Raw genomic sequence first — 15,571 nt, 5'->3', positions numbered from 1 at the left:
AGATTTAACTCCTAACAAAATTCCTAATCCATCTAATTCCATCCCCCAAAATTACATGGTTTTTTTAATTTCCACTAATTTAGGCGAAGAACCAATAAAAAGTTTAGAAGAATTAAATAATTCGTTAACTAATATCCCCATTCCTGAACCTATACTTAATGATGGTGAAATTCATTTTTGCAATTTTTATTTTACATTTTATGAAATTAGAGAAATTGAACCAAATAATTTTGAAATTGTAAGCTACCAAACAAAGTACTTTTTTAATCGATTTAATTTTGAAAATTTCGAAACAACATTTATTTACACAGACATTATTGAAGAACTAAACTTTATTTTAACTGATAAGTACAAAACAATAAACAGTCAAAACATAACAAATTCTAATGATACAAATATCAAAGCAAATGAGGAGACTGAGAACAAAAAGCAGACTTTTAATGTAAACCACTTTAACCAAAAAGGTTATGAATTATTTTTGTACTTGGTAGAGAATTACGAAAAGGAAGGAAAAGTTAAATACAACAATATTTTTAAGTTTATGAAGAACGAAATTGACAAGAAGAAATACGTATTTCGATTTTTTCAAAAAGATTTTAAAGTTTTTTTAATATCAAATTACAATGTTGAAATTAAAAAATTTCAGGTTGCACAATTCCAATATGAAGATACAGAAATAGGCATTTTGAATTCACTCGAACGACAATTTGACGGTCGATAATTGATTTTAGCACCTTATACCTAAAGTATACCTAAAATATACCTGATACAGCCCTTTTTTGCCACCCTAATCAATTTTGAATCTTGTGTTTCACTTTTAAAGAAGCACAATGAATCAAATTTTAATTCAAGGCTACACAATAGAGCAACTAGCCGAAGCTCTAAAACCATTGTTTGAAACCCAAACACCATTAGAACAACAGCAACTCGAAAATCCCTTACTTACAAGGGATGAAGTTTGCAAATTACTGTCTTTCAATAAAACTTCACTTTGGAAGCACACTAAAAGCGGTAAGCTAAAAAGCTACGGCATAGGAAACAAAGTATTTTACAAGCGTTCTGAAGTATTGGAAGCCGTGAAACCTATTAATCATTAGCATTATGAAAAATAGAAACACACAGGCACAACAGTACATCGATTATGTAAGAACCAGCGTTTTGAAATTTTACATTAGTGATTATTTGGTTTTTAAAAATCTTCCTGAAACGGTTATTTTCTACAAAGCACTAAAAGTGCAACCAGTCACAAAAAAAGCAATTTGCACCGCCTTTGATTTAAACATTGAGGCAATGTGTAGGTACAAACGCCAACTCGAGAAAGAAGGTTTGCTGGAGCAGTCAGATAAAAAGGAAATTTGTAAGTACACAGGACACCTTGCACATTTATTGACCACAAATACATTTTTATTCAAAGTAAATAAAAGAGAATAGGAAATGGACACGGCAACTACACCAGCCGTGCCAAAAACCTATATTGCTGAATGGATTAAGTTAGATTTTTTCAATAATTCTAATTTAAAAACCGATATACAAAATCGTATTTCGAATAATATCGAAGTTGAATTTATTACCTCTTTACATGATATGAAAGGCGATAATAAAGACAACTTTGGTATTCCATTTTCAGACATTACACTTTTGGCAATGGCTTACTTTTATTCTGAGATATTCACGGATAAAATAAAAGATGAATATTATACGCTCGAAATGGTCAAAGGTTTTTTTGATGCAAATAACTTTACACCATACACCGCAATTCACGAAATAGATGTAGTTTTTGTTTCAATGAAAGACGCACCTTATTTTAAAGATTGCTGGTTAATTATACAAAGTGCATGGTTCTTTAATTCGTCGTATTTTGGACACCACCAGCATATTGATTACGTGAACCACTACATAAGCACAGGCGAAAAGCTACCAATTGAAAACTATAATTTTGATCGAAATTATTTAGAAAAAAAATATGGTGACATTGACAGCAGAAAAAGCAAACGGATTCCAATAAATGGATTCACACTAGTAAACCAATGGTATTATGGAATATTATTTTTAATATGTAGTGAACGAAAGCTTTCAACAAAACATTTTGTTATATCAACAAAACATGATAGAATTTACAATCCTTTAGTTAAAACTTCCCGACAATTGAGAATGTTAGCACCATTTAAAATTATCGAATGTGATATTAAAAGCGCCTTCCCTACTTTCTTAGACATAGAAGCTGGAGCAACGTTAAAAGACCACGTTTACAACAATCTTATGAAGGCTAAAAAAATAACAAGAGGAGAAGCTAAAATTTTATTTAACAGCGTTTGTAATAGTGGAAAATACAAAAGCATAAAAGAAACAACCGCTTTCTTTATGGATTGCGGTTATACACCTGAACAATGTAAAATACTTATATCATTTACACATGACAGTAACAGAAAATTTATTTTTGCTATGACAGAATACGAATCATTGGCAATTAACAATTTTACAACAATGAATGATTTAAAACAAGGTGCAAGGCTTCACGATGCGATTATATTTATAGATGATAAAAACAGACCTCAAATATTACAAGTTCCACCAAATTGTGACTTTGGAATTAAAGAACTAAACCGCCCAATTCTAAAAGAATATTTTAAAGTAAGTAATAAAAGATTAAATTTTGCTTACATCAATTCTATTCCTAGAGGTTTAAATTTGATTAGCAAACATGATTTTGCAAAACCTGAAGTAAAAGGAATTTCTAACGGTTTTAAGTTCTACAAATCAAAGTTTGAATACATAAGTGCAAGCTTTAATTTAAATGAATATAATATTGATTACTACCAATTTATAGGCAAGTGTACTATTATGTTTAATACTTTGCTAGCTCTCAATAATAGCAGTTACTTAAACCCTGTTCATAGATTTTTGATACTACGCCATATTAGACAACATTCAAATTATATTTTTAATGTCCGTGCCTTACAATCAAAATTTAAAGCCATAAATCCTTCTTTGATAATATCAAAAAGTAGAGATTATGATATAACTGAAAACATGACTTTTAAAAAGAAAATTGACTTTCTCAATGCTATGAATGAAGCAAAAAAGCTAGTAACAATTAATTGCAATTATTTAGAATTATTTGATTTGATGCTAGAGCGATTAACCAACAATGATTTTTCATACATTGATAATACAGTATTTACAGGGCATAAAAAAAACAATTTATTGAGCTATGCAATAGTAAGAATATTTAATATTTTATGCACAGGAAGAAGCAGAACCAAACGAAAAACAGTTAAGAGTGAACCTCTTTATTTAACACCTATAAAGAGCCTCACTATAAAGTCAATATCGTTAAAAAAACAACAGCAAAACGCTTTTATAAAGAAAGGAATTGCAAAATATGAAAAAGAGTTAATTGCCTTGAATAAGTTAGTTTGTAACCGAGAGAAAGCAAAACATTTATTTATAATTCTTTGCGATGTTGCTGGCCAAAATACTGACTTGAATATTAAAAAGGATGCACAAACAATCACAGAATTAAAAACTGATTTATTGCGGTTAATTGACAACACAGAATATTTGGATTGTAGCGCTGGAGAAATTGAATTTGATTCAAGATACAAAACCATAATATCAAAAGAAATCCCTGTAATTTCAGATTTACAAAATATTTTTGAAACTGATTTAAGAAACAGTATTTTTAATCAAATAGACATAGAAAAAGCAAACGATAGAGGGGAAACGTTCTTTAATGAATATTTAAAATTTCACGGATTAGACAAGGTTAGTACAACCGCTATTTCGAGCGAAAAGCCAAAAGAAAAATATAAACTTCCTGAGATTGATTTTGATTAAATTTTTAAGGCGTTCTATTGTGGAGCGCTTTATTTTTACGCTTTAAATATCACTAAAAGTGGGTATTGACTAAGTATAATATAAATCGTTTATTACATGAGAAGAAACATTTAAAAAACATGAAAAAAGGACTACTACTTTTGCTACTTATAAACGGGGCAATCAATGCTCAAAATCCCAATTTTAAAATAGATAAAAATACAATAATTTGGCAATGGGTTTATGAAGACACACTAGATATTGTAAATCTTAAGCAAAATCTTAAATTACACTTTATAACCGATTCAACAGGTAATATAAAAAGAACTAATTTCAATGATAAAAAGCTACATGAACAGATAGCAGAATTTAAAATTCAAAAAAAACAAGATAAATACAGAGTAACAATTTACAATATAAAAATTATTCCACCTCAAATAGCCATTAACTTTGGAGGTGTTTCTTCAATGCCAGAAGATTTAATTTCCTTTGAAACTCTAATGATTAAAAATAACGGAACAATAAGAGCTTCCCCAATGGGTTTTAATATTACTGAAAATCTTCATAATCATTATCTTAATTTATTTATCAAAACCGACAAAGAAAAAGATAATTGGTAAAATATATTTTAATCATAAAAGGCGCACCATGACGGAGCGCCTTTTTTTTGTTCAAATAGTTTACACAGGCATTGTATAAAACCAAAACAAATATAACTAAAAACAATCAGTTTTTAGTAATTAATAGATTATATTTATACCGCAATATTCCCTAGTAATTTAGGTTTCACAGAAAAGACAAAACTATGCCAAGACCAGCAAACTTTAATAAAAATGTTGATGATTGTTTGACAATAAGCACAACCAAATTAAAAGAATGGAATTATTTCACGAAAGGTAGTAGGTCGGGAGTTATTAGCTGGAGCAGAAACGATGAAGTTCATTCAAAAATAGGCATACAAATTACATTCAAGGATTCTGAAAAATATATCACATTAGATTATACAGCCAATGGAGAACCTAAAAACTACAAAGTCAAAATTATTGAAGTTCCTTCAAATTTAGGTAAAGGATATTTGTATTATTTTAAATGCCCTATAACGCACAAACTTTGTAGAAAGCTATATTTAGATAGCGGAATGTTTTTGCACCGTACAGCGTTCAATATGATATATCAAAAGCAAACAGAATCCAAAAAGCACAGAGAGTTAACCGCAATTTTTGATAAAGCCTTTGTTCCTGATGCGGTTTACCAAGAACGATATAAAAAATACTTTAAAACTCATTATAATGGGAAGCCTACTAAGAGGTTTTTAAAATTTGAAAATAGAATTCAATTAGCAGATAGGTTTCCCAGCGGTACACTTGAACGATTAATGATGAGGTAATTAATCTAAAGTAGTATTAAGTAGATTGAAATGATAAAGGAATCATAAAAAAACGTCTTAAATCATAAAGAAATAAGACGTTTTTTAGCAAAGTGTAGCAAATGCGTAGCAAAACATTTGCGAAGCCTTATAAATAGGTACTTTTTGTGGCCGCGACAGGGTTCGAACCTGCAACCCTCAGAGTCGAAATCTGATATTCTATCCAGTTGAACTACACAGCCAAAATATTTTTTGATGAACGGTTTTTAGATTGTTACCTTAAAACCGTTGATCAACTACTCTTCTATTATACCAACAACTTCTTAACTATCGAAGAAATAACTTTTCCTTCTGCTGTTCCTCCTAGTTGTGCAGATGCTAGCCCCATTACTTTTCCCATAGAAGCAATTCCTGATGCTCCGGTTTCGGCAATGATTTTTGCGATTACTGCCTCTACCTCTGTTTCACTTAATTGTGCTGGTAAGAATTTTTCGATTACTGCAATTTGAGCCAATTCTGGTTCTGCTAAGTCTAAGCGGTTTTGTTCTGTGAAGATTCTAGCGCTTTCTTTTCTAGTTTTTACTAAACGTTGTAACAACTTTACTTCTTCGTCTTCAGAAATCTCTTCTTTGGTACCGGTTGCAGTTTGCGCTAATAACAATTCAGATTTGATTGCTCTTAATGCTTCTAATGCAACGGTATCTTTGGCTTTCATGGCGGTTTTAATATCGTCCATGATGTTTACTGCTAAACTCATAATTATGTGATTTATTTTTTACTAAAATTCTAAAAACTATATAGTGTCTACTTTATTATTGCCCCAGATGGTAGTGAAAAGCATTTTGAGAGAAAATGGATGTTTCCTAAGGTTTAAAAAGCGACCAAAGGAAGCTCTTTTAAATACTAAGAAAAATTATTTTTCGATAAAATCTTTAAACAGACAGCTGGATTGGGCTCAAAAAATCTTCTGTAAGATATAGTCGTGCGAAGATAAAAAAAATAACCCGAAAATTAAATGTAATTTTCGGGTTAACTATTATCGATGTTTACGTATTAATCTACGTTATCGTGTAAAAACGAATTATTAGATCTTAACTGCAAATCATTGTTACTATCTGTTCCTACCGAAATGCGTGAATTAGCATTATTGGTTTGCTGATTTGAAATGTCTATTCCCAATCTTTTGTAAGCTGGTTCTTTTTCATACTCTTCAACTTTAGAAACATTATTATGGAATTTATAGTTGAATTCTTTTAATTTTTTCCTTCTTTCATCAGCTCTCATCCTCAAAGTATCTTCGATAGTCATTTCCATTGGAGAAATATCTTCGAATTTCACTTCTTCTTTTTGAGAAGAATCAACTGCTTTCATTGTGATGTTTAGCTCAGCTGGAATTTCTTCTTCAATTACTTTTGCAACAGGCTTAGAAGACATAATTTCATTTTCCTTATCCATATATTCCTCTAGAGAATATTTAATGATTCCGTTCTCTGACAACTCAGTTACTGGAACAAACTGCACAGGCTCATTAACTTTGATTTCACGAGTTTCTGGAGTTAATTCGAATACAACATTTTCTTCTTCTTTAACTACAGCTTTAGGTTTTTCTATAGGCAAATCAAAAGTAAAAACAGCTTGTTCTTGTCTTTCAACTGTTCTTGTTTGAACAGTCTTAGTAGCTACTCTTGGTTGTGTAAAAGTAAATTCAATGTCTTTGATTGGTGAAACAATCTCAAAGGTTACATCCAAATTCTTAATAAATTCTGACATGTCCACTAAGTCATCATTTTCTGGAATTGGATTTACTTTTGGAGCAACAGCTACTGGTTCTGGCTTCACCTCATCATCGGTTAATTCGAAAACGATTCTTTTATTCTCATCTTTATTTGCGACAGGAAGTTCAGCATTCAAATCAAAACCTGATAAGGTATTTTGAGATAAATTATGTACACTTCTTTGTTCGTCTTCAAGAGTGTGGATAATTTTTTTTGGCTCTGTATTTACAATTCCGTTTTGCTGTTCGATATCAAAACCGGTCGCAATAATAGTTACTGCAATAGCATCACCAAGACTTTCGTCTTCACCAACTCCCATAATAATATTAGCATTATGACCTGCTTCTGTTTGAATATGGTCATTTATTTCACCTATTTCATCCAAAGTTATTTCATTAGAACCAGAAACGATGAGCAACAATACGTTTTTGGCACCAGTAATTTTATTATCGTTTAATAATGGAGAATCTAATGCAGAAACAATAGCGTCTTTTGCTCTATTTTCACCTTCAGAAATAGATGATCCCATGATCGCAGTTCCACTATTTGACAAAACTGTTTTTGCATCACGTAAATCGATATTTTGAGTATAGTGATGGGTAATAACTTCAGCAATTCCTCTTGAGGCTGTTGCTAAAACTTCATCTGCTTTTGAGAACCCTGCTTTGAAACCAAGATTACCGTATACTTCTCTTAATTTATTATTATTGATAACAATTAAAGAATCAACTTGTTTACGTAATTTTTCTATACCTAATAATGCTTGTTGATGACGTACTTTCCCTTCAAAAGTAAAAGGTAGAGTTACAATACCAACTGTCAAGATCTCTCTTTCTTTGGCCAATTGTGCGATTACTGGCGCAGCACCTGTACCAGTACCACCACCCATACCAGCGGTAATAAAAACCATTTTTGTATTACGGTCTAACATTTTTTCAATGTCAGCAATACTCTCTATAGCAGATTGTTGCCCTACATCTGGATTGGCTCCTGCTCCCAAACCTTCTGTTAGGTTTACCCCCAACTGAATTTTATTTGGTACAGAACTATTTTGTAATGCCTGAGAATCAGTATTACAAACGATAAAATCCACTCCTTTTATTCCTTGTTGAAACATGTGATTGATCGCATTGCTACCACCTCCACCTACACCTATTACTTTTATTACATTTGATTGATTTTTTGGTAAATCAAATGAAATACTTCCAAATTCTGAGTTGCTCTCCATTTTATTTGGTTTTTGATATTTATTACTGTTATTGCTTTATTCTATTTTTGGGTAAAACCCTTATTCTGCGTTATCCAAAAAGTCTTTAATCTTGTCTACATAACGATCAAAAAATGTTCTTTTGATCTTATCTCCTGTAGATTCACTCTTCTTTTCTTTTGGAGCAGTACGTTCTTCTACTTCTTCTTCCTCTTCTTCATATTCCTCAACAGCTACAGGAGCTACAGGTTCACGATGAAAGGTAGCTCTTTGCTTTGGCACGACTAATTCTTCTATTCTAACTGCACTTTGCGTTTTATTTTCAATACTGTTCATTACTAATCCAACAGCTGTTGCATATAAAGGACTAGAAAACTCTTCATCTGAATCCCCTGCTAAATGCTCATTAGGATATCCAATTCTAGTATCCATTCCAGTAATGTATTCTACTAATTGCTTGATGTGCTTGAGCTGTGCTCCTCCACCAGTTAATACAATTCCAGCAATCAACTTTTTGCGTGGATCTTCATGACCATATGCTTTGATTTCGTTAAAAACTTGTTCAATAATCTCAACTACTCTTGCATGAATGATTTTTGACAAATTCTTAAGCGAAATTTCTTTTGGTTCTCTTCCTCTTAATCCAGGGATAGAAACGATTTCGTTATCTCTATTTTCCCCTGGCCAAGCAGATCCAAATTTCACTTTTAAAAGTTCTGCTTGTTTCTCGATAATCGAACATCCTTCTTTGATATCATCTGAAATCACATTACCACCAAAAGGGATAACTGCCGTATGGCGAATGATTCCATCCTTAAAAATCGCCAAATCTGTGGTTCCACCACCTATATCAATTAGTGCTACACCTGCTTCTTTTTCTTCTTGACTTAAAACAGCATCTGATGATGCTAAAGGCTCTAATGTCAAACCTGACAATTCGATACCCGAACTTTGAATACAACGCCCTACATTACGTATAGACGAAGCTTGTCCTACAACGACATGAAAACTAGATTCTAGTCTTCCGCCATACATTCCTATTGGTTCTTTTATTTCAGATTGCCCATCAATTTTAAATTCTTGTGGCAATACGTGAATAATTTCTTCACCAGGCAACATGGCTAATTTATTCACTTGATCGATCAACATTTGAATATCAGCTTCACCAATCACTTCTTCAGGATTATTTCTACTAATATAATCGGTATGCTGAATACTACGAATATGTTGTCCTGCAATCCCAACTACAACATCTTTTATCTTGTAACCCGAATTTGTTTCGGCTTCTTGAACTGCTTGCTGAATAGACTGAATCGTTTGTGTAATATTATTTACAACACCACGAGCTACGCCTAAACTTTTAGATTTTCCTACTCCTAAAATTTCGAGTTTACCATACTCGTTCTTTTTACCAATCATGGCAACAATCTTGGTTGTCCCAATATCAAGACCTACTGCAATGTTCTCTTTTTCCATTAATCTATTATTTTGTACAAACTACCTGTTGTGTAAACCTAAGGTCAATTTTCTTATAATTATACAATGAACTATCTAAAACAGCCTTTTGAAAAAAAGCCTTATAATTCTTAAATTTTCGCTCTACATTAATCACACTTCCAAAATCTATTAGATAATTAAAATCTCTATTGAGCATTTTTAAGCTACCATTGGGCATAATTTCGATTGCAATGATGTTCTTTTTCAAAAAATCATCGTCATAAATTACGCGAAATAAATCGGCTAATTTTTCCTTATTCTGTTCATTAATTCGTCCAGAAACAAGAGGAACTCTAGCAGTAAAATTATCAGACAAAGGCATCCTAGTACCCTCATAACCAATATAAAAAGACCGGTTCCCATCACAAACCCTTGCGACCGGAGTCTTTTGTTTTACAACTGCTTTTAGAACACCATCAACACTTACAAACACGTCTGATTTCTCAATCATCTCATTTGAATCCAAGATGTTTTCTAACTTGTTCAAAGCTAAATTTTCTTTTTGAATACTTGAAGCATTATTCTTATTTTCTATTAACAATTTATTAACCGTTTCCCTATCGACAAACAGTGTGTTTTCTCCGATAAAAACCACGGTCGATTTAGTTAAATTTCGACTACCATTTCGATTTGATGTAAATGAAAATAAAAAAATAACTACCAAAAACATAAGAATTAATCTTGTATTCTCTAAACTAAAAAACTTTTTCATTTAGTGCCTTTTTAATAGTTCCAACCATTTCTCCTACATCTCCTGCACCAATTGTAACAATTATCGATGCGTCACTATTCAATATAGCAGCAATTAAATCTTCTTTAGCAACTAATTTTTTATTTTCAGAAGCCATTTTACCCATCAACCAAGTGGCAGTAACACCTTCCATTGGCAACTCCCTAGCAGGGTAAATCTCCATCAAAATAGTTTCATCAAATACTGATAGGCTTTTTGCAAAATCATCTGCAAAATCATTTGTTCTGCTAAATAAGTGTGGCTGAAAAATAGCCAACACTTTTTTACCAGGATACAATTCTCGCACTGCTTGATGTACTGCGTTTATTTCTGTAGGATGATGTGCATAATCATCAATATAAACTAATTTATCTGTTTTAACTTGATAAGAAAAACGTCTTCGTATTCCTTTGAAAGAAGCCAATGCCGAGGCAATTGCATCAACTGGCGTACCATATATATCCGCCATGGCCACTGCCATCAATGCATTCATCAAATTGTGCCTTCCTGGTAATGCAAAACGAAAGTCTTTTAAAACTCCCTTTGGTGTCCTAATATCGAATACATAACTACTATCCTCAATTCGAACATTAATAGCACTATAAACTGCCTCTTCATTTACTGCCACCGTAATTCCTTCTAGAGGCAATTCTTTGGTAACAATCAAATTATTTTTATCTTCTACCTTATCGGCAAATTCTACAAATGACTTTTCAATCTCTTCGCTAGTACCATAGATATCCAAGTGATCCGCATCCATTGAAGTTACGCAAGCAATATCAGGATGTAAATACAAAAAAGAACGATCAAACTCATCTGCCTCAACTACAGTTACAGTTTTACCGCTTCCAATTAAATTTGAATTATAGTTCTCTACAATTCCACCAATAAAGGCAGTAACATCCACACCACTTTCAAACAGAATATGTCCCAAAATACTAGAGGTAGTTGTTTTACCGTGTGTCCCTGCAACAGCAAAGCAAAAAGTGTCTTTGGTAATTAACCCTAGTACCTCTGCGCGTTTCAATACTTTATAATTACGTTCCAAAAAATAATTCCATTGCGAATGTGCTTTGGGTACTGCTGGCGTAATAATCACCAAAGTGTTTTCGGAATAGAAGTTTGACGGAATCAAATCTATACGGTCTTCAAAATGAATATCGATTCCGTTTTCAATTAACTCCGACGTTAAAATCGTAGGTGTTTTATCGTATCCTGAAACATTCTTGCCAATATTTTTAAAATATCGCGCCAATGCACTCATACCAATCCCACCGATTCCAACAAAAAAGACGTTATGTATTTGATTTAAATTCATATCCTGATTCAATTATAAAACTCAATTACAAAATTCAAATTTCAACTGTTTTTGATTATTTGATTTTCGACTTTTAATTTTCTGTTATTTTATTAATTCTTCTATTTTATCTACAATCATTTTTGTAGCATTTGGCCTAGCCAATAGCTTTATATTGTTACTTAATTGCTTTTGCTTTTGCTCATCATGTAGTAAATTCTGAAAAACTACTGCAAACAATTCATTTAGTTCGTACTCTTTTAATAACAAAGCACCTTCTTTATCAACAATAGCCTTGGCATTTTTGGTTTGATGATCTTCTGCTACGTTTGGAGACGGAATAAAAATTACTGGTTTACCTACAATACATAACTCTGAAACTGACGAAGCACCTGCACGAGATATAATCATATCTGCTCCTGCATATACCAAATCCATGCGTTCAATAAATGCCATCACTTGAACTTGCGCTGAATTAAATTTTTTATATTCCTCGAAATAAAGTTTTCCACATTGCCAGATTATTTGAACTCCTTGACCAATAATAGCCTCCAATTCTTTTTCGATTAATTGATTAACTCTTCTCGCTCCTAGACTACCACCTAAAACCAACAATGTTTTTTTATTTTTATCTAAATGAAAATGAGCAATAGCCTCTTCACGTTTACTCTCAATAGTTATTAAGTCTTGACGTACTGGATTACCCGTCAAAATCATTTTGTCTTCAGGAAAAAACCTCTCTAAATTTTCATAAGCCACACAAATGGCGCTTGCCTTTTTACTCAACAGTTTATTAGTTATTCCCGGAAAAGAATTTTGTTCTTGTATTACGGTTGGTATCCCCATCATATTTGCCATTTGCAATAAAGGACCACTAGCAAAACCACCAGTACCAATTGCAATATCAGGCTTAAATTCTTTTATAATTCGTCGGCTTTTCAATAGACTATCAATAAGTTTTACAGGAAACATTAAGTTTTGCAAAGTCAGTTTTCTTTGCAAACCAGCAATCCACAAACCTTTAATTTTATATCCCGCTTGCGGTACTTTTTGCATTTCCATTTTATCCTGAGCACCTACAAAAAGGAATTCTGCATTTGGAAAACGCAATTTTAATTCATTTGCAATCGCAACTGCTGGGTAAATATGCCCACCTGTTCCTCCGCCACTTAATATGAATTTATAGGTTTTCATAATATAAAATTTTATTAGTATTATTTATTAGCAACAGCATCCATCGGATTCCCTACTTTATCTTCAATAGAATAAGACTCATTATTTTCATTCTCCTCTGCTTGCAAGTGTTCATCAATCATTTTCTGCAATGCTTCTTCTCTTTTGGCAGATTTTTTCTGTTCTTCTAGGATCTCCTCTTCTTTCTTTGTGACGCTAATTATGATTCCAAGTGCAATGCTAGTCATCCAGATTGAGGTACCCCCACTACTAATTAATGGCAAGGTTTGCCCCGTAACTGGGAGTAATTCTACTGCAACTGCCATGTTAATCATGGCCTGAAAAATCATTGGAAATCCTAGACCTATCACCACCAACTTCCCAAAGAGTGTATTTGCCATATGTGCCGCTACAACAAATCGAAACAACAACAACAAATACAATATCAATACTCCAAATCCACCAACTAACCCATATTCCTCAACAATAATTGCATAGATAAAATCAGAAGAAGATTGTGGTAAAAAGTTCTTCTGAACACTTTTACCTGGTCCTAATCCATATATTTTTCCAGAGGCGATGGCAATTTTAGCTTTTTCAATCTGGTAATCATCTTCTTCTGGCTTGTTGGTAGTATAACTTTCTATCCTACTTTCCCATGTACTCACTCTACTAAAAAATTTAGCCTCTGGAAAAGCTTTCGCTAATAAAACAAAAAAAGCCAAAAAGACAATCCCTGAACCGATAATATAAGTTAAGTACTTTAATGGATACTTACCAATAAAAACTAACACGACCACCATAGCAAAAATCAACGCTGTAGTCGAGAAATTCGAAGGAAGAATAAACACCAATGTAATAAAAACTGGCCCCCAAAGCTCCTTCAAAGAACTCTTAAATTCAATTGGAACTTCTCTCTTTTTAGACAAATATCGTGCTACAAAAACGTATAAAACCAAAGCAGCAAATGCAGAAGGTTGAAAGGATATGCCAATAAACGGAATTTGCAACCATCGACTCGCATTAGCCCCTCCAATAACCGTTCCTTTGATCATAGTAATAGCCAATATCACCCAAACAACAGGTAATAAAACCTTGGATATAGATCTAAAATAAAGATATGGAACCGTATGTACTGCATAAATAATAGCAAACCCAAAACCGATATGCCCCAAATGCTTCAACAAATACCCTAACGTATTACCTGTTCCATGACCTAAATAGGCTAAGTTACTACTAGCACTAAAAACAGGCATAAACGAAAACAAAGCCAACAAAGCCACAAAGGACCAAATCCCCTTATCACCTTTTAAATTGTTTAAAAATTGTTTCATTTTCTACTGTATTATCTTTAGCTACTTGTTTTGTTATTTTATTTTATAAATTTTGAACGGCACGTTTGAATTGATTTCCCCTATCCTCGTAGCTTTCGAACAAATCAAAACTAGCACAAGCAGGTGACAATAATACAGCATCTCCTTTTTCAGTTAATCGCTGTGCCATCCTAACGGCTTCATTCATAGTTGTAACCTCAACCATCATGTCAACCACATTACCAAAAGCATCAATAATTTTTTTATTGTCAACACCTAAACAAATGATTGCTTTTACTTTTTCACGAACTAATGACATCAATTCATTATAATCATTCCCTTTATCTACTCCTCCAACAATCCAAACCGTTGGCGTTTTCATAGAATCTAAAGCAAAATAAACAGCATTGACGTTGGTTGCTTTCGAATCATTAATGTATTGTACATTTTGAATTTTAAGTACTTTTTCCAAACGGTGTTCAACCCCTTGAAAGTTTGACATACTTTCACGAATTGTCGACTTACGAATTTGCAATATACTTGCTACTGAACTAGATGCCATAGCATTTTTCATATTATGTTTTCCCTCAAGCGCCATTGTTTCTGTTTCCATTTTAAACTCGTCTTGATTGATTTTTACTTCCATGTTGTTGTTTTGTATAAAGGCCCCGTCATCGAATGTTTGTGTCAACGAAAAAGGGATTAGTTTTGCTTTTGTTTTATTATTCTGTAACCAATTTGTTATTGCTTCATCATCTGCATCGTAAATTAGATAATCTTCTTCTGTTTGGTTCATAGTGATCCTAAACTTTGAAGCAATATAATTTTCATATTTGTATTCGTATCGATCTAAATGATCGGGGCTTATATTGGTAATAATCGCAATATGAGGCCTATAATTTATAATTCCATCTAGTTGAAAGCTACTCAACTCCAAAACATAGGTATCATATTTTTCTTCGGCTACTTGCCAGGCAAAACTTTTGCCAATATTCCCTCCTAAACCAACATTCAATCCTGCCGATTTTAACAAGTGATGCGTTAGCATTGTGGTCGTTGTCTTTCCGTTACTACCGGTAATCCCAATCGTAATTGCTTTGGTAAAGGGAGCCGCAAATTCAATTTCAGAAATTACTGAAATTCCTTTTTCGTGCAGCTTTTTAATTATTGGCGCTTTATCTGGAATCCCTGGGCTTTTCATGACTACATCGGCATTGAGAATTAAATCCTGTGTATGCTTTTCATCTTCCCATTCTATTTCATTATCTATAAGAACTTTTCGATATTTTTCTTTTATTTTTCCAAAATCTGATACAAAAACATCATATCCCTTCTTTTTACCCAAGATGGCTGAACCAACTCCACTTTCTCCTCCTCCTAAAACTACTAATCTCATA

14 protein-coding genes and 1 tRNA gene are annotated in these 15,571 nt (G+C 32.7%); 6 read left to right on the top strand and 9 right to left on the bottom strand.

The genetic code is table 11. The features are described 5' to 3' along the window. The 6 genes from M2326_RS14045 to M2326_RS14020 all read left to right on the top strand — a co-directional run. On the top strand, positions 1-721 hold a 721-nt coding region (locus M2326_RS14045), incomplete at its 5' end, for a hypothetical protein (protein ID WP_264620178.1). 109 nt (positions 722-830) lie between these two features. After that, a complete protein-coding gene (locus M2326_RS14040) occupies positions 831-1,097 on the top strand; it encodes a helix-turn-helix domain-containing protein (RefSeq protein WP_264620177.1) in 267 nt (88 codons plus the stop codon). A 4-nt stretch (positions 1,098-1,101) separates the two neighbouring features. Then, the gene (locus M2326_RS14035) at positions 1,102-1,431 is read left to right on the top strand and encodes a hypothetical protein (protein WP_108739170.1); all 330 of its coding nucleotides are present in this window, start codon (positions 1,102-1,104) and stop codon (positions 1,429-1,431) included. 27 nt (positions 1,432-1,458) lie between these two features. Next, complete coding sequence (locus M2326_RS14030; RefSeq protein ID WP_264620176.1) at positions 1,459-3,837, top strand: hypothetical protein; 2,379 nt, start codon at positions 1,459-1,461, stop codon at positions 3,835-3,837. Positions 3,838-3,956: 119 nt separating this feature from the next. Then, complete coding sequence (locus M2326_RS14025) at positions 3,957-4,436, top strand: hypothetical protein (protein WP_264620175.1); 480 nt, start codon at positions 3,957-3,959, stop codon at positions 4,434-4,436. Positions 4,437-4,621: 185 nt separating this feature from the next. Further along, the gene (locus M2326_RS14020) at positions 4,622-5,203 is read left to right on the top strand and encodes a hypothetical protein (RefSeq protein WP_264620174.1); all 582 of its coding nucleotides are present in this window, start codon (positions 4,622-4,624) and stop codon (positions 5,201-5,203) included. Between the two features lie 147 nt (positions 5,204-5,350). Here the strand turns inward: M2326_RS14020 and M2326_RS14015 are convergent. The 9 genes from M2326_RS14015 to murD all read right to left on the bottom strand — a co-directional run bounded on the left by M2326_RS14015 (position 5,351) and on the right by murD (position 15,570). After that, positions 5,351-5,424 (bottom strand) — tRNA-Arg (locus M2326_RS14015). Between the two features lie 65 nt (positions 5,425-5,489). Continuing rightward, positions 5,490-5,939, bottom strand: a complete 450-nt coding sequence (locus M2326_RS14010; protein WP_264620173.1) for a GatB/YqeY domain-containing protein — start codon at positions 5,937-5,939, stop codon at positions 5,490-5,492. 296 nt (positions 5,940-6,235) lie between these two features. Continuing rightward, the gene (ftsZ, locus tag M2326_RS14005) at positions 6,236-8,185 is read right to left on the bottom strand and encodes a cell division protein FtsZ (RefSeq protein ID WP_264620172.1); all 1,950 of its coding nucleotides are present in this window, start codon (positions 8,183-8,185) and stop codon (positions 6,236-6,238) included. A 60-nt stretch (positions 8,186-8,245) separates the two neighbouring features. Continuing rightward, on the bottom strand, positions 8,246-9,640 hold the full coding sequence (ftsA, locus tag M2326_RS14000; RefSeq protein WP_264620171.1) for a cell division protein FtsA: 1,395 nt from the start codon (positions 9,638-9,640) through the stop codon (positions 8,246-8,248). Positions 9,641-9,647: 7 nt separating this feature from the next. Continuing rightward, a complete protein-coding gene (locus M2326_RS13995) occupies positions 9,648-10,373 on the bottom strand; it encodes a cell division protein FtsQ/DivIB (protein ID WP_264620170.1) in 726 nt (241 codons plus the stop codon). Continuing rightward, entirely contained in the window at positions 10,357-11,709 is a 1,353-nt protein-coding gene (gene murC / locus M2326_RS13990) for a UDP-N-acetylmuramate--L-alanine ligase (protein ID WP_264620169.1), read from the bottom strand. The genes M2326_RS13995 and murC overlap by 17 nt, the downstream gene beginning before the upstream one ends. A gap of 84 nt (positions 11,710-11,793) precedes the next feature. Next, entirely contained in the window at positions 11,794-12,882 is a 1,089-nt protein-coding gene (gene murG, locus M2326_RS13985; protein WP_264620168.1) for an undecaprenyldiphospho-muramoylpentapeptide beta-N-acetylglucosaminyltransferase, read from the bottom strand. A 20-nt stretch (positions 12,883-12,902) separates the two neighbouring features. After that, positions 12,903-14,195: an FtsW/RodA/SpoVE family cell cycle protein gene (locus M2326_RS13980; RefSeq protein ID WP_264620167.1), complete on the bottom strand. Its 1,293-nt coding sequence runs from the start codon at positions 14,193-14,195 to the stop codon at positions 12,903-12,905. Positions 14,196-14,238: 43 nt separating this feature from the next. Next, a complete protein-coding gene (gene murD / locus M2326_RS13975) occupies positions 14,239-15,570 on the bottom strand; it encodes a UDP-N-acetylmuramoyl-L-alanine--D-glutamate ligase (protein WP_264620166.1) in 1,332 nt (443 codons plus the stop codon). Position 15,571: the final 1 nt, after the last annotated feature.

Origin of the sequence: Flavobacterium psychraerolatum, from assembly GCF_025960985.1 — a bacterium.
Classification (GTDB): domain Bacteria; phylum Bacteroidota; class Bacteroidia; order Flavobacteriales; family Flavobacteriaceae; genus Flavobacterium.
Note: the sequence above shows the minus strand (reverse complement) of the source record. Positions and strands in the feature narration are given on the sequence as shown.